The following is a 21,412-nucleotide window of genomic DNA, read 5'->3' as shown; positions in this document are numbered from 1 at the left end:
GGCGACGCTGGCGTCAGGCCGGTTCTGCCTTCACCTCGGGCGGATCGTCCTCGGGGAGGCCGTCGTCGGCGACGGGCGTGCCCGACTCCTCCACCAGATGGCGCACGATGCCGTTCAGGCAGGCCACGAGCGGCACGGCGACCAGAGCGCCGACGATGCCGGAGACGGTGATGCCGCCGGCGATGGCGATGATGATGGCCAGCGGGTGCACGGCGACGAAGCGGCCCATCAGGAACGGCTGCAGCACGTGCGACTCGAACTGCTGCACGGCCACCACGGCGGCCAGCATGATCAGCGCGACGATCGGGCCCTGCGCGACGAGCGCCACCAGCACGGCCACGAGGCCCGAGACGAGGGCGCCGACGATCGGGACGAACGCGCCGAGGAAGACGAGGACGCCGATCGCGAAGGCCAGCGGCACGCCGAGCAGCCAGGCGGAGACGGCGATGCCGATCGCGTCGGTGAGCGCGACCAGCACGGTCGCGCGGACGAAGCTGGTGAGGCTCGCCCACGCCGTCTCGCCCGAGCTGTGCACCTTCGCGCGCGCCGACCGCGGGAACAGCGCGACGGCGAAGGCCCAGATCCGGTTGCCCTCGTAGAGGAAGAAGAACGAGGCGAACAGGGCGATGAAGAAGCCGGCGACGAAGTGCGTCAGCGTGGTGCCGACGGCGGCCAGCTGGTCGACCGCGGTCCGCTCCCCGAAGGTGCGGATGGCGTCCTCGACCTGGTCGACGTAGCGGTCGAGCTGGGTCTCGCTGAGCCCGAGCGGACCGTTCTGGGCCCAGTCCTGCACCTGCGCGATGCCGGCGATGACCTGCGCCTTGAGGTCGTAGAACTGGGTCGACAGCTGCTGCCCGACCAGGGTGAGCAGCCCGAAGAACCCCCCGAGCATGACCAGGACGACGATCGCGGTGGCCAGCAGGCGAGGCAGCCCCCGGCGGTCGAGCCAGTCGACGGCACCGATGGTGAGCGCGGTGCCCAGCAGCGCCACCGCGATGGGGACGGTCACCTCGGAGAAGAAGCTCAGCAGCCAGTAGAGGGCGTACCCGGCGACGCCGAGGACGAGGAGCCGCCACGCCCACGCCGTCGCGATCTCCACGCCCACAGGGATCTCCGGCCGCGTGCTCACCTGCGTACTCCCGTCACAGCACCGACACTAGCGGGAACAGCCAGCCTCGCAGTGTCGTTGACGCCGGTGGACCCAAGGAGAGTGATCCGATGATCTTCGGAACCCGCAAGACCGAGCTCCCCGACGCGCAGAGCGCCCTGCCCGGACGCGCCGAGCGTCCGTTCGCCGTCGGCACCACGCACCGCGTGCTCGGCACCCCGATCGAGACCCCGCTGGACTCCGACCTCGTGCCGGACGGCTTCGAGGTCGCCGTCGTCGGGCTGGGTTGCTTCTGGGGCGAGGAGAAGACGTTCTGGGAGGTGCCCGGTGTCTGGTCGACGTCGGTCGGCTACGCCGGGGGCCTGACGCCGAACCCCACCTACGAGGAGGTGTGCACGGGTCGCACGGGTCACGCCGAGGTCGTGCGCATCGTGTTCGACCCCGCGACGGTGAGCTACGCCGACCTGCTCAAGGTGTTCTGGGAGAACCACGACCCGACGCAGGGGATGCGCCAGGGCAACGACCGCGGCACCCAGTACCGCTCCGTCCTGCTCACCACGAGCGACGAGCAGCAGCGCCAGGCCGAGGAGTCGCGCGAGCGCTACCAGGAGCAGATGACCAAGGCCGGCTACGGCCGCATCACCACGGCCATCCAGCCCCTGCAGGACTACTACTACGCCGAGGAGCCGCACCAGCAGTACCTCGCGAAGAACCCGTTCGGCTACTGCCCGCTGCACGCCACGGGCGTCTCGTACGCCTGAGACCCGTCGGACCGAGGTCCCGTCACGCCGAGGCGTGGCGGGACCTCGTCGTCCTGCGACACGGTCACCGCCGCCTGCCCTACGCTCGCGCCGTGGACATCGGAATCCTGATCCTCCTCGGCGTGCTCGCCACCTTCGCCGCCGGCCTGGGCGCGCACCGTCTCGTCGACGGCGCCCTGGAACGCCCGGCCGCCAACGGCTTCCTGCTCCTCGCCCTGACCCTCGTGCTGGCGCTGACCACCGTCGCCCTGGTCTTCGTCGCGGCCGGGCAGACGAACGACGGGCTCTGACCCGACCGTGAAGGACTCGGCAGCGGTGCGCGGGAGCGTCCTCTCCCTCGGGGTGGAGCTGGTGGTCGCCGTCGCGCTCTGGACGGCGGTGGTCGCGTCGTCCGGGTGGGTGGCGGTGCTGCTCGGCGTCGTCGGCGGGCTCGTCTCGCTCCACCTCCTCGTCACCGTCCTCCTGCTCGTCGGCGCGTGGCTGGGCCTCCGGGCGCTCCAGCGCTGGATCGACGCACGTCCGGCCCGCGAACGCCGCCGGCTGCGTTGAGGGGTGGGTCCGCGCGGGCCACGTGACCTGTCGCGGATCGTCAACTGTCTGTCGCTCGACCCGACGACGGACGGGGGGTCCGCGACCCAGGCTTGAGAGATCCCCGACTCAAGCCCAGGAGTGATGATGACCCTGCTCGACGACTCGACCCCCGAGACCGCGACCCGCGAGCTGACCGTGCTGGGGGCGTGCCCCCAGGACTGTCCCGACACCTGCGCGATGGTCGTCACCGTCCGCGACGGCGTGGCCGTCGACGTGGCCGGCAGCAAGGAGCAGCCGTACACCAACGGCGGCCTGTGCGTGAAGGTCGACAACTACCTCGACAAGGTCTACCACCCCGACCGCGTGCTCTACCCCCTCCGCCGCACCGGCCCGAAGGGCGCCGGCGAGTTCGAGCGGATCACGTGGGACGAGGCCATCGCCGAGATCGCCGCCCGATTCACCCAGGTCAAGGAGGAGCACGGCCCCGAGGCGATCATGCCGGTGAGCTACCTCGGCACGCAGGGCATCATCAACGGCCTCAACGTCGGCGACCCGTTCTTCAACCGACTCGGCGCCACCGTCGCCGAGCGGACCTACTGCGACTCCGGCTCCTGCACCGCGTACGCGATGACGATCGGCGACACCGCCGGCGTCGACCCCGAGTCGCTCGTGCACTCGAAGTTCATCCTCATCTGGGCCGCCAACATCATGAGCACCAACCTGCACCTGTGGCCCTACATCGCCGAGGCCAAGAAGCGCGGCGCGAAGGTCGTCGTGGTCGACCCGGTGCGCACCAAGACCGCGCGTCAGGCCAGCCAGCACATCCCCATCCGACCCGGGACCGACGGCGCCCTCGCGCTCGCCATGATGCACGTGATCATCGAGGAGGGCCTCACCGACGACGAGTACATCGCGCAGTACACGATCGGCTACGACGAGCTCGTCGAGCGCGTCCAGCAGTACACCCCCGAGTGGGCCAGCGAGGAGACCGGGATCCCCGTCGAGACGATCCGCACCCTCGCCCGCGAGTACGCGACGTCGCAGCCGTCGGTCATCCGCATCGGTGTGGCCGTCGAGCGGCACGCCGGCGGCGGCCAGACCGTCCGCACCCTGTCGTGCCTGCCCGCGCTCGTCGGCGCGTGGCGCAACCCCGGCGGCGGCATCCTGCAGCTCCCGCTGTGGGCGTTCCCCGTGAACTGGCCCGCCTTCATGCACCCGGAGCTGCAGACGCCCGGCACCCAGGTGGTCAACCAGTACCTGCTGGGCCAGGCGCTGACCGGCGAGCTGGAGCTCAGGACGCCGCTGCACGCGCTCATGGTCTACAACTCCAACCCGGTCGTCGTCGCCCCCGACCAGGCCACGCTCCTCGAGGGACTCTCGCGCGAGGACCTCTTCACGGTCGTCAGCGAGCACTTCATCACCGACACCGCGCGCTACGCCGACATCGTGCTGCCCGCGACGACGCAGCTCGAGCAGGAGGACATCATGTTCTCCTGGGGCCACCTGTACGCGACGTACAACAACCCGTCCATCGAGCCGGGCGGGGAGGCCGTCCCCAACACGGGGCTGTTCCGACGGCTGGCCGCCGCCATGGGCTTCGACGACGACCCGATCTTCACGCGCACCGACCAGGAGATGATCGCCGAGGCGTTCGACTGGTCGTCCCCCGCGATGGAGGGCATCACGGTCGAGTCGCTCAAGGAGAAGGGCTGGGCCCGGCTCAGCGTGCCCTCCTCCGACGAGTACGCCCCGCACCGCGAGGGCAACTTCCGCACACCGTCCGGGAAGACCGAGTTCCTCTCCTCCGCCGCGGCGGGCGGCAACTTCGTGGTGCCGCTGTTCCGACAGGGCTCCAACGACCACCAGCCCGGCCAGCCCGTCGACCCGCTGCCGCACTACATCCCGCCGCGGGAGAACGCGTCGGCCGACCCCGACCTCGCGTCGCGGTACCCGCTCAACCTCATCTCGCCGAAGTCGCACGCGTTCATCAACTCCAGCTGCGCCAACATCGAGTTCCACCAGAAGGTGCAGAAGCCGGCGACGCTCATCATCAACCCTGACGACGCCGCGGAGCGCGGCATCGAGAACGGTGCCGTCGTCCGCGCCTTCAACGACCGCGGCAGCGTCGAGCTCCTCGCCAAGGTCGACGCCTCGACGATGCCGGGGGTCACGGTCTGCTACGTCGGCCACTGGCGATCCGACGCGCTGGGTCTCTCGACGCTGAGCTCGCTGAACCCCACCCGGTTCGCCGACCTCGGCAACGCACCGACCTTCTCCGACACGCTCATCGAGGTCGCGCCGGTTGGCGCCGGGGAGGCCTGAGCCGTGGCGTACGTGATCACCGAGGCCTGCATCGACGCCGCCGACAAGGCCTGCCGCGAGGAGTGCCCCGTCGACTGCATCTACGAGGGCGACCGGATGCTCTACATCCACCCCGACGAGTGCGTCGACTGCGGCAAGTGCGTCTCCGCCTGCCCCAACGGCGCCATCGCGTCGGAGTACAAGCTGACCGCCGAGCTCGAGCAGTTCAAGGACGTGGCGGTCGAGTTCTTCGAGACGTTCCCGCACGCGGAGGGCGGCGCCGAGGACGTCGGTCCCCTGGGCGCCGACCACCCCGTGGTCGCGTCGTGGCCGAGCGGCGGTGCCGCCGGATGAGCGCCGACGCGTCCCGTCCCGTCGAGACGGCCGGCTTCGACGTCGACGTCGACCTGGTCGTCGTCGGCGGTGGACCCGTCGGCCTCTACGCGGCGTACTACGCAGGGTTCCGCGGGATGTCGGTGGCCGTGGTCGACGCGCTCGACCACCTCGGCGGCCAGACCGCGGCGATGTACCCGGAGAAGCAGGTCTTCGACGTCGCCGGGTACGCCGCGGTGAAGGGTCAGCACCTCGTCGACGCCCTGGTGGAGCAGGCCGAGTCCGCCAAGCCGCACTACGTGCTGGGCGAGCAGGTCGTCGACCTCGTGACCGGCCCCGACCACGCCCTGCTCACGACGGCGGCCGGCACGGTGCTGCGCGGACGGGCCGTGCTGCTCGCCGCAGGCATCGGCAGCTTCGCACCCCGGCCCCTGCCCGTCGGCGCGGAGTACGTCAGCCGCGGAGTCGTGCACTTCGTCCCGCGGCCCGCCGACTACGCCGGTGCCGACGTCGTGGTCGTGGGCGGGGGCGACAGCGCCGTCGACTGGGCCACGACGCTCGAGCCGGTGGCCCGCAGCGTCGCCCTCGTGCACCGCCGCGACGCGTTCCGTGCCCACGAGGCGAGCGTCGCGCGGCTCCGGTCGAGCACGGTCCCGTCGAGATGTCCTACATCGGCGGATGAGATGAGATGGACCCCGAGAGCCTGTGGAGGAACCCGTGCCGACCCTGTTGATGTTCGCCCTCGCCCGTGAGGCCTCGGGCCGTGCGCACGACCGCTTCGCCGCCGGCACGCTCGACGGTCTGCTCGACGAGGCCGTCGAGCGGTACGGCGACCGGTTCGGTGCCGTGCTCGACGCGAGCCGCGTCTGGGTCAACGGCGTCCAGGCGGCGCGGGGCTCGGGCCAGGCGCTCGCGGAGCACGACGACGTGGCGGTCATCCCGCCCGTGGCAGGGGGATGACGTGACCGCGTCCCCCGCTGACCGTCGCACCTCCGTGGTCGAGGACGCGATGCTGCACGAGCCGAAGTCGTGGCCGACGAGCCTGACCGTCGGCGACGCCCGGGAGGTGCTCGGCGACGACCACCTGCACGCGATCCTCGTCGTCGACGGGGCGGTGCTGCGCGGCGTGGTCGTGGAGGGCGACGTCCCCGACGACGCGACGGACGACCAGCCCGCGCTCGCGTACGCGCAGCTCGCCGGCCGCACGGTGCGCGCGGGCACCGGGCTCGACGAGGCCCACGAGCTCCTCGAGCGGTCCCGGTCGCGCCGCCTCGCCGTCGTGGACGACGCCGGCGTCCTCGTCGGTCTGCTGTGCCTCAAGCGGCACGGCCGCGGCTTCTGCTCCGACGCGGGTGTCGCGGCCCGGCGGGCGTCACGCACGACCGGCCAACCCTTCGAGGACGGATCGAGCACGACGGGCCGACCACGCAGCCCACTGGTTCGGGAATGCAACGACCTGTAGCGACGTTGTCGTCGTTCGGGGCCGACGTACCGGTGGCCCGTCCACCGTCGACCCGCTCCAGGAGACCCATGACCACCACCCGGCCCGTCCAGCGCTGGGCGTTCGGCATGCTCCTGGCCCTCGTCGCCGTCTCGCTCGGCGTGTCCGGCGCGCCCGCGCCCCTCTACGCGCTGTACGCGCAGGAGTGGGGCTTCGCACCGCTCACGACGACCATCGTGTTCGCGGTCTACGCCGTGGCCGCCCTGGCCGCCGTGCTGGTCACCGGGTCGATCTCCGACCGCTACGGCCGACGCCCCGTGCTCATGGCGGCCGCGCTGCTCATCCTCGCCGGCCTCGGCCTGTTCATGGCGGCCGACTCGGTCGTGTGGCTGCTGGCCGCCCGCATCCTGCACGGTCTGGGCGTGGGTGCCGTGGTGGTCGTCGCCTCGGCCGCGCTGCTCGACCTGCGGCCCGACGAGGGCGATCGCACGGGCCGGATCACCGGCGTCGTGTTCAACAGCGGCATCGCGGTCGTGCTCGTCGCGGTCTCGCTGATCGTCGACCGCGGGCCGGCGCCCACGGTCCTGCCCTACGCGATCCTCGCCGGCATCGTCGCGGTGCTCCTGCTGGGACTGCTCGTGATGCGCGAACCGCACACGGAGGAGCGCGCCGTCCGCCTGCACGTGGCGCGGCCTCGGGTCCCGCGGGAGATCGCCGCGCACTTCCGGTTCTCCGCGCTGGGCGTCATGGCGTCGTGGTCGGTGCTGGGCGTGCTGCTGTCGCTCTACCCGCGGATCGCCTCGGAGGCCATCGGCGCCACGTCGGTGCTGTTCGGCGGCGCTGTCGTCGCCGCCTCGGCGGCGGCGTCGGCGCTGAGCCAGGCGTTCGGGGCACGGTGGCCCGCCCGCACGAGCGCGATCGTCGGCGACTTCGGCACCGCCGCCTCCCTCGTGCTGTGCGTGCCCGCGGTGGCGTGGGGCCACGCGTGGGGCATCGCGGCGACCTCGACCCTGGTCGGCCTGTTCTTCGGCCTCGCGTTCGGCGGCTCGCTGCGCCACCTGACCCAGCACGTGCCGTCGGCCCACCGGGGCGAGGTCATGTCGGCGTTCTACGTCCTCGCCTACAGCGCCATGGCCGTGCCGACGGTGCTCGCGGGCTGGGCCGCCACGATCTGGAGCCCGCGGACGATCTTCGCGCCGTTCATGATCACGGTGGCCGTCGCCTGCACGGCTGCCGCGGTCATGGGGCTGCGCTCGCGCACCGAGCAGCGCGCCGCCGAGGTCGAGACCGAGGTGGCCGTCGCGTCGTGAGCGAGTCGCTCGACGACCTGCCCGAGGTGGCCGACCTGGCCGGTCCCGGCATGCGTCTGCTGCTCGTCGGCATCAACCCGAGCCCGCTGACCGCCCGCACCGGCTACCACTTCGCCCACCCCGGCAACCGCTTCTACCCGGCCCTGCGGCGGGCGGGCGTGCTGCCGGAGACGGCGACGACACCCGCGCTCGCCGCGCCCGTCCTTCTGGAGCGTGGCGTCGGGATCACGAACCTGTCGCCCCGACCCACGGCACGCGCCGACGAGCTCGACGACGAGGAGGTGCGCGCCGGGCGCGAGCGGGTGGCTGCCGCCGTCCGTGCGTACGGCCCGCGGGTGGTCGCCGTCGCCGGGGTCACGAGCTACCGCGTCGCGTTCGCCGACCGGAAGGCCCGGCTCGGCCGGCAGCCGCGCGACCTCGAGGGCGCAGAGCTCTGGGTGGTGCCCAACCCCAGCGGTCTCAACGCGCACGCCACGATCGACTCGCTCGCGCGGGACTACCGGGAGGTCGCACAGGCTGCCGGGGTCCCCGTCGACGACGTCCCGAGCCTTCCCTCCTGACGCGTTCGCCGACGGCGAACGCACAGGAACTTCGTCAAGGAAATTGAGTCGAGTAGACTCACGTTGTACTGGATGTCCGGTCGCGGTGGCCGGACCGAACGACCCACCAGGAGGACCATCATGAGCAACGTCTCCGTCTTCACCCGCCGTGACCCCTTCGCCGAGTTCGACTCGCTCGTCCGCAGCGCGTTCAGCCCGACCCAGGGCTCGGCGGCCCGCCTCGACTTCACGCCGGCCGTCGAGACCGTCCGTGACGGCGACGACGTCGTCGTGCGACTCGAGCTCCCCGGCATCGACGTCTCCAACGACGTCTCCGTCGAGGTGACCGGCGGACGCCTCGTCGTCAAGGGCGAGCGCCGCGACGAGCGCTCCGAGGAGGACGGCGAGAACAACCGCCGGATCAGCGAGATCCGCTACGGCTCGTTCGAGCGCACCTTCGGGCTCCCCGGCCACGTCACGGCCGACGCCATCAGCGCCTCGTACGACGCCGGCATCCTGTCGGTCCGCGTCGCCGGTGTCTTCGCCGGCACCGAGCCGACCCGGATCGAGATCACGCAGGGCTGATCCCGTCCGTGCACCGCGCCCCCGTCACCCCTGGTGGCGGGGGCGCTGCACGTCAGAGGCCGAGGCGACGTCCGGCGGCCGCGAACACGCTCTGGTAGCGCGAGCCGAGCAGTCGCACCGAGAGGTCGAGGACGTGGGCATCCGTGCCCACGAGCACCCGAGCCTTGCCCTTCTCGACGCCGGCGAGGATGACCCGTGCCGCCTTCTCCGGCGACGTGCGGGCGACCTTGTCGAAGGATCGGGCGAGCTCGTCGTGGTCGCGCCCCTCGGCCTGGTCGGCGTTGCGGGCAATGTTCGTGGCGATGCCGCCGGGGTGGACGCAGGTGACCTTGACCGGCCGCTGCGTCAGGGCCATCTCCTGGCGCAGGGACTCGGTGAAGCCGCGCACCGCGAACTTGGCGGCGTTGTACGCGCTCTGCGACGGCATCGAGAACATGCCGAAGATGCTGGAGATGTTGACGACGTGACCGTCGCCGGACTCCACGAGGTGCGGCAGGAAGGCCTTGGTGCCGTGGACGACGCCCCAGAAGTCGACGTCCATGATCTTCTCGACGTCCTTGTACGACATCTCCTCGACCGTGCCGGAGTAGGCGATGCCGGCGTTGTTGAAGACCAGGTTCACGCGACCGAGGTCGGCGACGACGTCGCGGGCGTACTCCTCGACGCGCTCGCGCTCGGCGACGTCGACGAGGTCGCCACGCACCCGCGCACCCGTGGCCTCCACGAGGCGCTGCGTCTCGGCGAGGCCGGCGGCGTCGACGTCGCACACGGCGACCGTGGCGCCGCGTCGTCCGAGCTCGACCGCGAGCGCACGCCCGATGCCGGAGGCGGCCCCCGTCACGACGGCGACCTTGTGGCTGTAGTGGGTCATGCGCTGCGTCCTCTCGAGTCCAGATACCGTCGGTATCCGAAATGAGCGTAGGGCACGCCGCCCGCGCGGGGCAACCCTGCTACCCCGTTCACCGCACGGCCCGGGTCTTTCGGCCCTACGCTCGACGCGTGACGACGTTGCTGATGCCGCCCGGAGTGCGGGAGGCCCGCCCCGAGGACGTGGCCGACATCGTCGCCATGGTGCGCGAGCTCGCCGACTACGAGAAGGCCGTCGAGAAGGCACGGATGACGTCGGTGCAGCTCTACGAGGCGCTGTTCGGCGAGGACCCGCCGGCGCACGCCCTCGTCGCACAGTCCGGAGAGGGCAGGATCGTCGGCTTCGCCCTCTGGTACCGGACGTTCTCGACGTGGGACGGCGTGCCGGGCATCCACCTGGAGGACCTCTACGTGCGCCCGACGCGGCGCGGCAGCGGGATCGGTCGTGGACTGCTCACCGCCCTCGCGCGGATCGCGACCGAGCGCGGCTACTCGCGCGTCGAGTGGGACGTGCTGCGCTGGAACTCCCCGGCGATCCGCTTCTACGAGTCGCTGGAGGCGGTCCCGCAGGACGAGTGGCTGGCGTACCGGCTCACGGGCAAGACCATCGCGCGGCTCGCGGAGTCCTGAGCCCAGGAGTCCTGAGCCCCACGTCCCTCAGTCCAGGAACGCGGTGCGCAGCCGCTCGACGGTGCTCGTGTCGCCGCCCACCGAGGCGAACCACGCGTCGACGCCGCCCGGGTGCTGCTGCCAGCGGTCGAGGACGTGCTCGATCGCCTCGCGCGGGACGGTGAGGAAGGCCGCGGGCACGGGCGGGTGGTCCGACCCCGGGGCTCGCAGCCGGGCGTCGATCGCGGCGGTGGCATGCTCGGTGAGCATGTAGTCGGCGGCGACGTCGTCGCGTGGGACGCCGAGCAGCCGCAGCAGGAGCGCCACCGAGATGCCGGTGCGGTCCTTGCCGGCTGCGCAGTGCACCAGGGACGCGCCACCCTCGGCCGCGGTGCGCGCCACCTCGTCGACCAGCTGGACGAGCAGCGGACCCGCGGTGTCGAGGACCTTGCCGTAGAGGTGCGTGAGCGTGGGTGTGTCCTCGTGCCAGCCGGGCGCGAGCGACGAGAGCAGCGACAGGGTGACCACCCGCGGGCCGAGCGGCGCCAGCGGGTGCGGGCCGCCGTGCTCCATCGAGGACCGCAGGTCGACGACCAGCGCGGGCGGCCACGGGGTGCCGTCGGGCACGGTGTCGGTGGGCTCGGGGACGCCGCTGCGCAGCAGCAGACCGGTGCGCACGGTGGCGCCGTCGTGGCCGGCCACGCCGCCCACGTCGCGGAAGTTCGGGAGGGTGACGCTCACGCGGCTCATCGTAGGTGTGAGGACCCACACCCCCGATCGGCACCGCCTGGGGACGCTGGCCGTCGCACCGACCTCTAGCATGGCGACGTGAGAGCCCCGAACAAGATCGCGTCCCAGGTCGCGGTCGGAGGGCTCGCCGCCGTCACCGGTTACTGGGGCGTCGTCTTCGGCGAGATCCTCGTCGCCAAGCGGGCGATCGGGGTCACCGACGCACGGCCCCCACGCGCCGACGGCGTGTACGGCGAGGACCTCCCCCGCGACCCCGTCCGCTGCCTGGTGCTGGGCGACTCGGCCGCCGTCGGGTACGGCATGAGCCGCGCCGACGCCACCCCGCCGGCGATGCTCGGCATCGGCCTGTCGCACGTCCTCGACGCGCAGGTGGAGATCCGCTCCGAGGCCGTGGTCGGCGCGGTGACGTCGGACCTGCGCGACCAGATCGAGGCGGCGGGCGACTTCGACCCCGACCTGGTGGTCATCATCATCGGCACGAACGACGTGACGCACCGGGTGCCCGCCTACCAGTCGACGCGGCTGCTCGGCTCGGCCGTGCGCCGCCTGGTCGACGGCGGGGCGCAGGTGGTCGTGGGCACGTGCCCCGACCTCGGCACGGTGCGCCCGATCCCGCAGCCGCTGCGCTGGATCGCCCGGCGCAAGAGCCGCGCACTGGCCCGGAAGCAGACGATCGCCGTGGTGCGGGCGGGTGGTCGGGCGGTGTCGCTCGGCAGCCTGCTGGGTGTCCTGTTCACCGAGAAGTACGACGTGATGTTCGGCGAGGACCGCTTCCACCCGTCGGAGACGGGCTACGCCAACATGGTGTCGGTGCTGGTGCCGTCGCTCGCCGCGGCCTGGCGCGAGCGCGACCGCGACTTCGCCGTCGCCCACTTCGGCGGCTCCCCCGGCACGATGTCGCTCACCGACGCCGCGGAGCGCGCCGGCGAGCGCGAGGGCACCGAGGTCACCCGCGACGGCCGCTGGGCCCGCATCCTCCGCCGCCGCTAGGTCGATCGCGGGGGAGGTTAGTAGTCGCCCTTCTTCACGGTGAACGCATAGCAGTCACCACTCGGCGCCCTGGACTTTGACGCGGTATAGCAGATGCTGACCTTCGCCAGATCGATGTTGTTGTTGTTATTGATGACGTGGTTGTTCAGCTCGTCCGAGCCGGTGTAGGACTTCACACCCTTCCCACTCGCCTGACAGAACCTGTAGTACCCGAAGTTCGTCGAGGCACTAGCGGGGAACCGCTTCGACTGAGTCCTTTTGAGTCCGTTGTTCTGATAGGTGATCACTCGAAGCCACGCGCACGAGTTTCTTGCGCCGTCCACGTGAAGGTTGACCGCGAACTTCACCCGCACGTCTGGCACCTGACCGCGGATCTTCTCGTTCTGCCAGACCATGGAGCTACCGGTGCTGTAGGCCTTCTGGGAGGGCACCGTCCGATTGAGACTGTCGGTGTCGTAGGTCTTCCAGTTCTTGGCGTAGGCAGTTGATCCAGCCGCCATCACGAGCACGAGCCCGGCAGCAGCCGCCACGGCTCTCGTCAGAATCCGTCGTTGAGCCATCAGATCCCCCGATCTTTTGTTGCACTTCGAAACCTCTGCTCGACAGGCTAGACGACTCAGTTCGATCTGGGAACGCCGACGGCCGGCCACCCCGAGGGGTGACCGGCCGTCGGTCGGGTGCGGCGGGTGTCAGTCCTGTCCGCGCAGGATGGCGAGGATGCGCAGGATCTCGATGTAGAGCCAGACCAGCGTGACCGTGAGGCCGAAGGCCGCACGCCACGACTCGCGCTCGGGGAGACCGGCCTCGACGCCGCGCTCGACGAAGTCGAAGTCCATGATCAGCATGAAGACGGCCAGCACGACGGCGACCGCCGACACGACCAGCGAGAGGCCCGGGTTCTCGAAGCTGCGCAGGCCGCCCGACTCGAGGACGCCCGTGATGCTGAGGACGAAGTTGACCAGCATGACGCCGACGAAGGCGAACATGGAGATCGTGACGACCTTGCGGAACTTGTCGGTGACCTGGATGTTGAAGAACTTGTAGGCACCGAGCGTGGCGAAGAAGGCGACCATGGTGGCCAGGACGGCCTGGAACACGATCGTCGGGTCGCCGACGTAGCCGGAGACGACCTTGGAGAAGGCGCCGACGAAGACACCCTCGGCCGCGGCGTACGCGAGGACGAGCGCCGGGCTGATGATCTTCTTGAACGAGTTGACCAGCGAGAGGCCGAAGCCGACGATCGCGCCGGCGAAGGCGAAGCCGAACGCCTTCTGCACGGCGGCCTGGTCGGTGGAGAGGTCGCCGATGAGGAACCAGGCCGCGGCGGCCGTGGCGACGACGACACCGAGCGTCAGCGCGGTCTTCTCGACGGTGGACTCGATGGTCATGAAGCCCGTGCCGCGGCCCGTGGTGTGGGTCGGGCTGGGCTGCGAGGCCGAGCCGTCGAGGTCGATCTTCCACTGCGACGGATCTGCCGAGCGGGTCGTGGCCGCACCACGGCCGTTGAACCCCTCGGATCGGTTGAACACGGGGTTGTTGCTCTGCATGGTTCCCTCCAGGGAATCAGTACTCAGCACTTCTGAGGAGGTCGATGTGACCTCACCCTACATAACGAGGGAGATGCGCGAATCTATCCCGACGCAGACTGGTTTCTTCCTGAAACCAAAGGGGGCGCGCGGGTCACGCCCCGACGTCGGCGAGGTGGTGCGCGACGTCGTGCCAGAGGTACTGCAGCAGGGTCTCGACGGTGAAGGTCGAGCCGTTGCTCCGCTGCCCGGTGCGGCCCCAAGCGTCGGACGGCACGGCGTCGACCGCTGCCGCGAGCCGCTCACCGGCCGCCGTGAGCGCGGGCGCCACGACCGCAGGACTCTGGCCGGCGTAGTCGTCCTCGACGGCCGTCGCGTCCTGGTCCCAGTTGGCGAAGCGCGCGTCGTCCTCGTGGAGCATGAGGCGGAGCCGGTCGTGCATGACCGTGAAGACGTCGCGCACGTGGCACGCGTACTCGAGGTCGGACCACACGTCCGGGCGGCGACGGGTGCCGACGTCCGCCCGGCCGAGCACGCGCTGCCAGCGCGGGAGCGAGTCCCGCACCAGCGTGCCCACGGCGACCGCCTCGACCTCACCCGTCACGAGCCCGCACTCGGGGCACGGCCGGCGCAGCACCCACGTCCAGTCCTTGTCGTCGGGGACGATGGCGGGGTCGCGCGAGGCGTCGGTGGTGCTCATGCCGACGATCGTGGCGGACGTCCTAGGGTTCGAGCCATGTCCGACGCTGCCGACCTGCCGCGAGATCCCGCCACCTCCTCCCCCGACGAGCCGCCCCGCTACCGGCGCGAGCCGGTCTCGTTCACCCGGCGCGGTGGTCGCCTGACGGAGAAGCAGCAGTCGGCGTGGGACGAGCTGGCCGACGCCTACGTGCTCGACGTGCCCCGCGCCGGACCGAGCACGTCGGTCGACCCCGACTGGCGGGTGGGCCCCGCGTCGACGTTCGGACGCGACGCGCCGCTCGTCGTCGAGATCGGCAGCGGACGCGGCGAGAACGTCGTGGCTGCCGCGGAGCGTCACCCCGACTGGAACTTCCTCGCGCTCGAGGTGTGGGTGCCCGGCGTCGCGCAGACCCTGGTGCAGGCGCGCGCGACCGGGGTGACGAACGTGCGGCTGGCCGTCGCGAACGCGACCGAGACGCTGGCCACCGCGCTCGAGCCGGGGTCGGTGCACGAGCTGTGGACCTGGTTCCCCGACCCCTGGCACAAGAAGCGGCACCACAAGCGACGTCTCGTGACGGTGCCCTTCACGGCGCTCGTGGCACGAGTGCTCGAACCGGGCGGGACGTGGCGGCTGGCCACCGACTGGGCCGACTACGGCGAGCAGATGGCGGAGGTGGTGGCTGACAGCCCGTACGTCGACGGCGGCCCCGTCGAGCGGTTCGAGGGGCGGGTGCTCACCAAGTTCGAGCAGAAGGGCCTGGCGAAGGGGCGCGTCATCCACGACCTCGCGGCGCGGCCGGTGCGCTGAGCGACCCTAGACTGGCGCGATGAGCAAGACGACCGCCGACCTGCTCGGCATCGGCGAGGGCTTCCGCGTGTGGGCCGTCGGCGGGGCGTCGGCGGTGACGTCGCTGCTGCGTCCGCTCCCCGAGGGTGTGGAGGTCTTCGACCACGACGCCGACGACCTCGACGCGACCGTGCTGCTCGCCGACGACCTCGACGTCCTGGCCGACCAGCTCGACGACGCGCTCCCGCGGCTCGCCGCCGTCCCCCTGGTGTGGGCCTGCTTCCCGGTGGCCACGGTGTCGCCGGAGGCCGTCGGCGAGGCCGTGCACGACCACGGCTGGGGCGCCACGGCTCCCCTCCTGCTCGACGAGACCTACGCCGCCATGCGGCTCGCGCAGGACTGACGGTCCCCCGGCGGCGAGGAGGGCGCGTCAGTCACCGCGCCGACGGTCCCGGTACAACGCCTCGGCGATGTCGAAGGCGCCGACGATGGCGAGGATGACGCCGAAGGGCCGGCCGGTGAAGATGAGGAACTGCTTCTCGGGGATGGTGACGGCGACGACGACGCCCGCGACGACGAGCGCCGCCCCGAGTGCGAGCTGTGCTGGCTTGGTCATGTCTCGACGCTAGGCGCCGCGACGCCGCCTCGGCATCGTCCGGAGGGTGGGTCCGGACTCGTGCTTTCGGCGGCGCCGCGCGCCCTTCAGACCGCGTCGGGCAGCCACACCTGGTAGCCGGTGTACGCGGTCGTGCCCTCGGCCGCACCCACGCGGTGCTGCGCGATGTGCACGTGGTCCTCGTGGCGGATCGTGGGGCTCGAGCTGGTGCTGCACGGTCCGTAGGCGCGCACACCCTCGTCGGCGCGGGCCGCCGTCCAGATCTTGCAGTTCCAGATGATCTCCTGCACGCCCCACCGTTGCGCCAGGCCGGCGGGCACCGCGTTCTTGTCCTTCTTGGTGAACGCATAGAGGATCGCGTCGCCGGCCTTCTTCTGCGCCGCGTTGTTCACGTTGACGAAGTGGTCGACCGCGCGACCTTCGGCGTGGAGGCTCCACTCGTTGCTGTTGGCGATCTTGCGGCAGTTGTAGAGGCCGCTGGCGCGGGTCGTCGGGAAGTAGTGCTGCAGGTAGTTCTTGAGTCGGATCGTGCCGGGCTGTGTCTTGCCCGCGCAGTAGGTCGACCTGTTGCTCCCGAGCCCGTCGATCCCCCCACGGGTGACGCGGTTGTCGCCGGGGCCGATCTGGCTCGGGTCGTAGCCGGGCTTCACCGTCACCCACCGGCCGCTGGCGGCGTCGGTCTCGGCAGCCTGCGACGACGCAGCCGGGGCGGCCACGAGGGCCAGGGGCGCGACGACCGCAGCGAGGGTCGTGAGCAGCTTCTGTCGGAACGTGGACATCGGTCCTCCTTCGTGTGGACGGTCCGTCCGGCCACACGACGGAGCCTCGACGCAGGGGCTGCGAGACCGCTGCGACCCGGCTGCGAGGCTGACTCAGACCGTCCGTCGCCGCTTCTCGACGAACGTCATCACGTGGAACACGACGAGCGCGGCGATGGTGCCCAGCGCGATGCCGTTGAACACCATGTCGCCGACCTTCAGCTCGGGGTTGCCGATGCCGATGACGAGCGCGACGCCGGCGGTGAGCTGGTTGACCGGGACCGAGAAGTCGACGTGGTTGTCGATCCAGATCTTGATGCCGACGATGCCGATGAGGCCGTAGAGCGCGATGGTGACGCCGCCGAGCACGCCCGCGGGGATCGTGTTGATGAGCGCCCCGATCTTCGGGGAGAACGACAGCAGGATCGCGATGGCGCCGGCCACCCAGTAGGCCGCGGTGGAGTAGACGCGCGTGGCGGCCATGACGCCGATGTTCTCGCCGTAGGTCGTCGTGCCGGACCCTCCACCCGCGCCGGCGATGGTGGTCGCGATGCCGTCGGCCAGCAGCGCGCGACCGGTGCGCTCGTTGATCGTGTCGTCGCCGGTCAGCTGCGCGACGCTGCGCACGTGCCCGACGTTCTCGGCGATGAGCACGAGCACCACCGGCAGGAACGCGGGGATGAACACCCAGCTGACCTCCGGGGTGCTGAAGTCGGGCAGGCCGAACAGCTTCGCGTCACTGACGGGCTTGAAGTCGAGCGCGCCGGTGGCCGCCGCGTACACGTAGCCGGCGAGCACGCCGACGATGATCGACAGCCGTCCGACGAGCCCCGTGAACACGACGACGGTGAGCACCAGGACGACGAGGGTGACGACCGCCATCCACGGCCCGACCTTGGCGTTCTTGATAGCGGTCGGCGCGAGGTTGAAGCCGATGAGTGCCACGATCGAGCCCGCCACGATGGGCGGCATGAGCGCGTTGATCCAGCCGATCCCGGTCCTCGTCACGAGGGCGCCGACGGCCGCGAGGATCACGCCGGTGACGAGGATGCCGAACATGGCCACCTCGATCGACGCGCCGGACGCCGCAACCGCCCCGATCGGTGCGAGGAACGCGAACGACGAGCCGAGGTAGCTGGGCAGCCTGTTCTGGGTGAGGACGAGGAACAGGATCGTGCCGAGGCCCGAGAAGAACAGCGTCGCCGTGACCGGGAACCCGGTGATCGTCGGCACCAGGAACGTCGCGCCGAACATCGCCACCACGTGCTGCGCACCGAGCCCGATGGTCCGCGGCCACGTCAGCCGCTCCCCCGGCTGGACGATCTCGCCGTCCTCGATCGTCTTGCCGTCGTGGTGCAGGGTCCAGTTCAGGGGCATGGGTGGATTCTGGCGGAACGACGGGTCTCGCCGCGCACCGCCCTGGCTCCCCGCGAGGTCAGCGGGCCGCCGCGGCGCGCGCTCCGGCTCCCGACCAGACGGGGCCCCACGACCGGTGCAGGAAGAGCGCCAGCCGCACGCCCGACTGCAGCGGTGGTTCCGCCGAGCGCCAGACGACGTGCCCGTCGGGACGCACCACCACGGCACCCCGCTCCCCCACCTCCAGCAGCCCGACGGCGTCGGCACGCGGGCCGGCCGGTCGCACCTCGTGCACGGTCACCGGGACGGGCAGCCGCTCCGCCGACGCCTCGACCCACGCCTGCCACCCCTCGGTGTCGAACGTCAGGAGGGTGAGGCCGTGGTCCTCGACGAGCGCGTGGACGGAACGTCCGTCGTCGAGCTGCACGTACGGGAGCCGGCAGCCCGGCCAGGTCGTGGGTCGGTGCCGCAGGACGCCCTCGTCGACCACGGGCTGCGCGCCGGGCTCGCGGTCCACCAGACGGCCGCCGTAGGCGTACCCGAACTCCAGCCCGGTGGCCACGAAGTGCTCGATCTGCCCAGGCACCGCGTCGACGACGTGCTGACGCGCGCGCTCCCCAGCGGCAGACGTTCCCCGCAGGGCCGCCGTGCGGGCGAGCTGCAGACGGGTGGCCCGCTCGGCCAACGGGGCGACGAGGCGCGCCGGCAGCCAGGACAGCGGGGGGCGGCTGACGGCCCGCGTCGCCTGCATGAGCGACCGGTTCGTCACCCCCACGACCTTCGTCACCTCGTCGAGCCTCAGGTGGTTCGCGACGCTGTACTCGGCGAACCGCTCGACGACCGGCCGCCGCTCCTGCTCGTACGTGTCGAGCAGCGACGTCCGCGCCTCGCCGCGCAGCACCGCGTCGAGCTTCCAGGCGAGGTTGTCGGCGTCCTGCACACCGCTGTTCAGCCCGAACCCGCCCGTGTGCGGGAACCGGTGTGCCGCGTCGCCGACGAGGAGCAGACGACCGCGCCGGAACGAGGTGGCGACCTGCGAGGTCATCTCCCACGTGCCGGTCGAACGGATCTCCACGTCGTGGTCGCGGCCGAGGACGGTGGGCACCATCCGCTCCCAGTAGGTCCGGCTCGAGCCGGCGACCTCCTGGCCCGGGTGCAGGTAGACCGTCATGAGCACGTAGCAGTCGTCGGCATGGGCGATCATCACGCCGGCGAAGTCGGGTCGGTAGATCCAGGTGAGCAGCGGTCGCGTCGCGCCCGGTGGGTAGAGACCGGGGGCGCGGAAGAACGCGCTGCCCATGCGCGCGAGCACGGGCCCCTCCAGCCGGAGGCGCGCGAGGTCGCGGAGCCGGCTGTTGGCCCCGTCGGCAGCCACGACGAACGCACTGTCGACGTCCTCGTGACCGAGCTCGGACGTCAGCCCGACGCGCTGCGTGCCGTCGGGCAGGACGGTCAGGTCCTCGACCTCCACACCGCGCACGAAGGTCACGAGCGGTGCACGGTCGAGCGCGGCCCACAGCTCGCGCATCAGCTGGTGCTGTCCCACGTGCGAGCGCAGGTACGGGCTGTACGTCCGCACCGCCGCCACCTCGTCGGCGTCCTCGAGGAAGTTCAGGTCGGCGATCGGGTCGTGCAGGTCCGACGCCCAGCGGATCGTGCCGAGCTCGGACAGCGGCGGGCTCAGGGCAGCCACCGTCGAGGCGAGGAGCGGGTCGGCCTTCTCCCAGATCTCCAGCGACGTCGCGTTCACGACGTGGGCCGCGGGATGGGTCAGCGACTGACGTCGGCGCTCGAGCACCGTGGTGGCGACGCCCCGACGCGCCAGCAGCAGGGCGAGGGTGGAGCCGGCCGCTCCCGCGCCCACGATCGTCACAGGCGGGCCGGGCACCGTCAGAGCGTCTTCCACGTGATCGTCTTCTTGTTGGTCCGCAGCTTCTGCCCGGGCGGGGTGCCGGCGCCGGGGACGAGCAGGTCGGCCGGGTCGTCGCCGCGCCGCAGCCGGGCGAGGAGGTAGTCGGGGTCGAACATCGTGCCGATCGGGTTCCTCTCGAACTCCTTCGTGCCGAAGAAGGCGGCGGTCTCCTCGATGGTCGGGAAGTTGTCGACCTGGAACTCCAGCCGGATACCGTCGGGGTCCTCGTAGTAGAGCGACGTGGTCGGGCCGTGGTTGATGGCCCAGACGGGGTCGATCCCGCGACCCTTCAGCCGCTCGTACGTGTCGAGCAGCTTCTCGATCGAGAGGAACTGCACGGCCAGGTGGTCGACGCCGTAGATCTTGCGGCGGTACCGCGCGAGCGGGAACAGGAACCGTACGAAGCCCGGCAGGCCGATGAGCGCCAGCCGGTGGTGCTCGTGGTCCCAGCTCAGGAAGGTCAGCTCGGAGTCCTCGTGCACCACACGCGCGCCGAAGACCGTGGCGTACCACTCGGTCATCTCGCGACGGCGGGCCGTCTTGACCACCCAGTGGGCGAGGAAGTCGGGTGCCTCGTCCCAGGGACCGGGGGTGCGCTCCGCGGTGCGCTCGTCCTGCTCTGCCATGGTCGTCCTCTCGGGGGCGTCAGACGTCGCTCGGCGCGACGATGGTGGTGCGCTGGGTGCCGAGGTCGACGGCACCCTGCGGGTGGCTGATGGACGCCGTGACGACGTCACCCGGCGCCAGGTACGGCTTCTTCAGGTTGGTGCGGACGAACGCCTGCCAGAGCCGACGCTCGCCGAGGATCGCGGTCGCCAGACGTCGCACGACGGCGGGCGGCGACCCCGCCGTGATCCCGGACGGTGTGCCGGTGAGCAGCAGGTCGCCGGGGTCGAGGTCGCAGAAGGTGCTCAGCTCGGTCAGCGTCTCGGCCGGCTTGTGGAGCAGGTTCCGCGTGCTGTCGTGCTGGCGCACCTCGCCGTTGACAGCGAGCGTCAGGTCGAGCTCCTCGAGCAGGCCGATCTCGTCGCGCTCGAGGACGGTCAGGTACGGGCCCACCGGGCAGAAGCCGCGATAGCTCTTGCCCTTGAGGTACTGGCCCTGTGGGAGCTGGACGTCGCGGGCGGAGAGGTCGTTGGCGACGGTCACCGCGAACACGTGGTCGGCGAGGTTCTCCCGTGTGACGCTGACCGGCCCGCGCACCCGGCTGCGCAGCACCAGCGCGAGCTCGATCTCGTAGTCGAGCAGGCGGACGTGCGCCGGGCGCACGACGTCGTCGAACGGCCCGGTGACCGACGCGTCGGTCTTGTCGAAGAACAGGTTGAAGTCGAGGCTGTCGGGGTCCATCCCCGACTCGATCGCGTGCTCGCGGTAGTTCACCCCCTGGCACATCACCCGGCACGGGGTGGTGACGGGTGAGAGCACCTCGACGTCGTCGAGGGCGACGGAGCCGGTCTCGCCGGACCGCGCCCGCCAGTCGTCCTCGCCGTGCTCGACGAGGTCGCCGGTGGTGGCGTAGGCACCCTCCAACGGTGCGACGAAGCCATCGACGCCGAGCACGCCCCAGGTCGCGTCGGCGGACGGGACGGTCCGGTATCGCAGCAGGTTGGTCGCCACAGGTGCTCCTTCGTCGACGGGTCCGACCTCGACC

The 21,412-nt window shown here is 71.2% G+C and carries 27 protein-coding genes; 15 read left to right on the top strand and 12 right to left on the bottom strand.

All coding sequences use genetic code 11. From position 1 onward, the window contains the following. Positions 1 to 13: 13 nt before the first annotated feature. Positions 14 to 1,129, bottom strand: coding sequence for an AI-2E family transporter (locus AC3WRM_RS02295; RefSeq protein ID WP_492249011.1), 1,116 nt, complete (start codon positions 1,127 to 1,129; stop codon positions 14 to 16). Positions 1,130 to 1,218: 89 nt separating this feature from the next. On the opposite strand from AC3WRM_RS02295, the gene msrA reads away from it, so the two are divergent. The 11 genes from msrA to AC3WRM_RS02240 all read left to right on the top strand — a co-directional run bounded on the left by msrA (position 1,219) and on the right by AC3WRM_RS02240 (position 8,909). Next, on the top strand, positions 1,219 to 1,869 hold the full coding sequence (msrA, locus tag AC3WRM_RS02290) for a peptide-methionine (S)-S-oxide reductase MsrA (RefSeq protein ID WP_492249010.1): 651 nt from the start codon (positions 1,219 to 1,221) through the stop codon (positions 1,867 to 1,869). A gap of 92 nt (positions 1,870 to 1,961) precedes the next feature. Beyond that, on the top strand, positions 1,962 to 2,159 hold the full coding sequence (locus AC3WRM_RS02285; protein WP_492249009.1) for a hypothetical protein: 198 nt from the start codon (positions 1,962 to 1,964) through the stop codon (positions 2,157 to 2,159). 7 nt (positions 2,160 to 2,166) lie between these two features. Then, complete coding sequence (locus tag AC3WRM_RS02280; RefSeq protein ID WP_492249008.1) at positions 2,167 to 2,418, top strand: hypothetical protein; 252 nt, start codon at positions 2,167 to 2,169, stop codon at positions 2,416 to 2,418. Between the two features lie 126 nt (positions 2,419 to 2,544). Then, entirely contained in the window at positions 2,545 to 4,722 is a 2,178-nt protein-coding gene (locus tag AC3WRM_RS02275) for a molybdopterin-containing oxidoreductase family protein (RefSeq protein WP_492249007.1), read from the top strand. A gap of 3 nt (positions 4,723 to 4,725) precedes the next feature. Next, positions 4,726 to 5,055 (top strand): ferredoxin, encoded by a 330-nt coding sequence (fdxA, locus tag AC3WRM_RS02270; protein ID WP_492249006.1) that lies wholly within the window; start codon positions 4,726 to 4,728, stop codon positions 5,053 to 5,055. Continuing rightward, positions 5,052 to 5,786, top strand: a complete 735-nt coding sequence (locus tag AC3WRM_RS02265) for an NAD(P)/FAD-dependent oxidoreductase (RefSeq protein ID WP_492249005.1) — start codon at positions 5,052 to 5,054, stop codon at positions 5,784 to 5,786. Before fdxA ends, AC3WRM_RS02265 begins: the two co-directional genes overlap by 4 nt. Beyond that, positions 5,752 to 5,994, top strand: coding sequence for a MoaD/ThiS family protein (locus AC3WRM_RS02260; protein ID WP_492249004.1), 243 nt, complete (start codon positions 5,752 to 5,754; stop codon positions 5,992 to 5,994). Before AC3WRM_RS02265 ends, AC3WRM_RS02260 begins: the two co-directional genes overlap by 35 nt. A 1-nt stretch (position 5,995) precedes the next feature. Continuing rightward, positions 5,996 to 6,496, top strand: coding sequence for a CBS domain-containing protein (locus tag AC3WRM_RS02255; protein ID WP_492249003.1), 501 nt, complete (start codon positions 5,996 to 5,998; stop codon positions 6,494 to 6,496). A 68-nt stretch (positions 6,497 to 6,564) separates the two neighbouring features. Next, positions 6,565 to 7,785, top strand: a complete 1,221-nt coding sequence (locus AC3WRM_RS02250) for an MFS transporter (RefSeq protein WP_492249002.1) — start codon at positions 6,565 to 6,567, stop codon at positions 7,783 to 7,785. Continuing rightward, positions 7,782 to 8,345, top strand: a complete 564-nt coding sequence (locus tag AC3WRM_RS02245; RefSeq protein WP_492249001.1) for a mismatch-specific DNA-glycosylase — start codon at positions 7,782 to 7,784, stop codon at positions 8,343 to 8,345. The genes AC3WRM_RS02250 and AC3WRM_RS02245 overlap by 4 nt, the downstream gene beginning before the upstream one ends. Positions 8,346 to 8,465: 120 nt before the next feature. Beyond that, positions 8,466 to 8,909: an Hsp20/alpha crystallin family protein gene (locus AC3WRM_RS02240; RefSeq protein ID WP_492249000.1), complete on the top strand. Its 444-nt coding sequence runs from the start codon at positions 8,466 to 8,468 to the stop codon at positions 8,907 to 8,909. Between the two features lie 52 nt (positions 8,910 to 8,961). Here AC3WRM_RS02240 and AC3WRM_RS02235 read toward each other — a convergent pair whose 3' ends face one another. Then, a complete protein-coding gene (locus AC3WRM_RS02235; RefSeq protein WP_492248999.1) occupies positions 8,962 to 9,780 on the bottom strand; it encodes an SDR family NAD(P)-dependent oxidoreductase in 819 nt (272 codons plus the stop codon). 128 nt (positions 9,781 to 9,908) lie between these two features. Here AC3WRM_RS02235 and AC3WRM_RS02230 point away from each other — a divergent pair, with 128 nt between their 5' ends. Next, entirely contained in the window at positions 9,909 to 10,406 is a 498-nt protein-coding gene (locus AC3WRM_RS02230; protein ID WP_492248998.1) for a GNAT family N-acetyltransferase, read from the top strand. A gap of 27 nt (positions 10,407 to 10,433) precedes the next feature. On the opposite strand, the gene AC3WRM_RS02225 is transcribed toward AC3WRM_RS02230, so the two are convergent. Then, entirely contained in the window at positions 10,434 to 11,126 is a 693-nt protein-coding gene (locus AC3WRM_RS02225; RefSeq protein ID WP_492248997.1) for a tyrosine-protein phosphatase, read from the bottom strand. Positions 11,127 to 11,213: 87 nt separating this feature from the next. On the opposite strand from AC3WRM_RS02225, the gene AC3WRM_RS02220 reads away from it, so the two are divergent. Beyond that, positions 11,214 to 12,125, top strand: coding sequence for an SGNH/GDSL hydrolase family protein (locus tag AC3WRM_RS02220; protein ID WP_492248996.1), 912 nt, complete (start codon positions 11,214 to 11,216; stop codon positions 12,123 to 12,125). A gap of 17 nt (positions 12,126 to 12,142) precedes the next feature. On the opposite strand, the gene AC3WRM_RS02215 is transcribed toward AC3WRM_RS02220, so the two are convergent. The 3 genes from AC3WRM_RS02215 to AC3WRM_RS02205 all read right to left on the bottom strand — a co-directional run bounded on the left by AC3WRM_RS02215 (position 12,143) and on the right by AC3WRM_RS02205 (position 14,351). Next, positions 12,143 to 12,655 (bottom strand): hypothetical protein, encoded by a 513-nt coding sequence (locus AC3WRM_RS02215; RefSeq protein WP_492248995.1) that lies wholly within the window; start codon positions 12,653 to 12,655, stop codon positions 12,143 to 12,145. 159 nt (positions 12,656 to 12,814) lie between these two features. After that, entirely contained in the window at positions 12,815 to 13,672 is an 858-nt protein-coding gene (locus AC3WRM_RS02210; protein WP_492248994.1) for a Bax inhibitor-1/YccA family protein, read from the bottom strand. 133 nt (positions 13,673 to 13,805) lie between these two features. Continuing rightward, a complete protein-coding gene (locus AC3WRM_RS02205) occupies positions 13,806 to 14,351 on the bottom strand; it encodes a DinB family protein (RefSeq protein WP_492248993.1) in 546 nt (181 codons plus the stop codon). A gap of 36 nt (positions 14,352 to 14,387) precedes the next feature. Between AC3WRM_RS02205 and trmB the strand changes: the two genes are divergently transcribed. Together trmB and AC3WRM_RS02195 are read left to right on the top strand one after the other, a co-directional pair. Continuing rightward, entirely contained in the window at positions 14,388 to 15,140 is a 753-nt protein-coding gene (gene trmB / locus AC3WRM_RS02200; RefSeq protein WP_492248992.1) for a tRNA (guanosine(46)-N7)-methyltransferase TrmB, read from the top strand. A 19-nt stretch (positions 15,141 to 15,159) separates the two neighbouring features. Further along, complete coding sequence (locus AC3WRM_RS02195) at positions 15,160 to 15,522, top strand: hypothetical protein (RefSeq protein WP_492248991.1); 363 nt, start codon at positions 15,160 to 15,162, stop codon at positions 15,520 to 15,522. A 27-nt stretch (positions 15,523 to 15,549) separates the two neighbouring features. Here the strand turns inward: AC3WRM_RS02195 and AC3WRM_RS02190 are convergent, their stop codons facing one another. From AC3WRM_RS02190 to AC3WRM_RS02165, 6 genes are all read right to left on the bottom strand, one after another. Next, positions 15,550 to 15,735 carry a hypothetical protein gene (locus tag AC3WRM_RS02190; RefSeq protein WP_492248990.1) on the bottom strand — a complete coding sequence of 62 codons (186 nt, stop codon included), beginning with the start codon at positions 15,733 to 15,735 and terminating at the stop codon, positions 15,550 to 15,552. 86 nt (positions 15,736 to 15,821) lie between these two features. Then, on the bottom strand, positions 15,822 to 16,514 hold the full coding sequence (locus tag AC3WRM_RS02185) for a VldE C-terminal domain-containing protein (protein ID WP_492248989.1): 693 nt from the start codon (positions 16,512 to 16,514) through the stop codon (positions 15,822 to 15,824). A gap of 93 nt (positions 16,515 to 16,607) precedes the next feature. Continuing rightward, entirely contained in the window at positions 16,608 to 17,870 is a 1,263-nt protein-coding gene (locus tag AC3WRM_RS02180; protein ID WP_492248988.1) for a uracil-xanthine permease family protein, read from the bottom strand. 58 nt (positions 17,871 to 17,928) lie between these two features. After that, a complete protein-coding gene (locus AC3WRM_RS02175) occupies positions 17,929 to 19,737 on the bottom strand; it encodes an FAD-dependent monooxygenase (RefSeq protein ID WP_492248987.1) in 1,809 nt (602 codons plus the stop codon). A 2-nt stretch (positions 19,738 to 19,739) separates the two neighbouring features. Then, positions 19,740 to 20,387 carry a VOC family protein gene (locus AC3WRM_RS02170; RefSeq protein ID WP_492248986.1) on the bottom strand — a complete coding sequence of 216 codons (648 nt, stop codon included), beginning with the start codon at positions 20,385 to 20,387 and terminating at the stop codon, positions 19,740 to 19,742. 19 nt (positions 20,388 to 20,406) lie between these two features. Then, positions 20,407 to 21,378 (bottom strand): fumarylacetoacetate hydrolase family protein, encoded by a 972-nt coding sequence (locus AC3WRM_RS02165; RefSeq protein ID WP_492248985.1) that lies wholly within the window; start codon positions 21,376 to 21,378, stop codon positions 20,407 to 20,409. Between the last annotated feature and the right edge of the window lie 34 nt (positions 21,379 to 21,412).

Source organism: Aeromicrobium sp. EU05-FHT14F07 (assembly GCF_058790455.1).
This window is presented reverse-complemented; position numbering and strand designations above follow the sequence as displayed.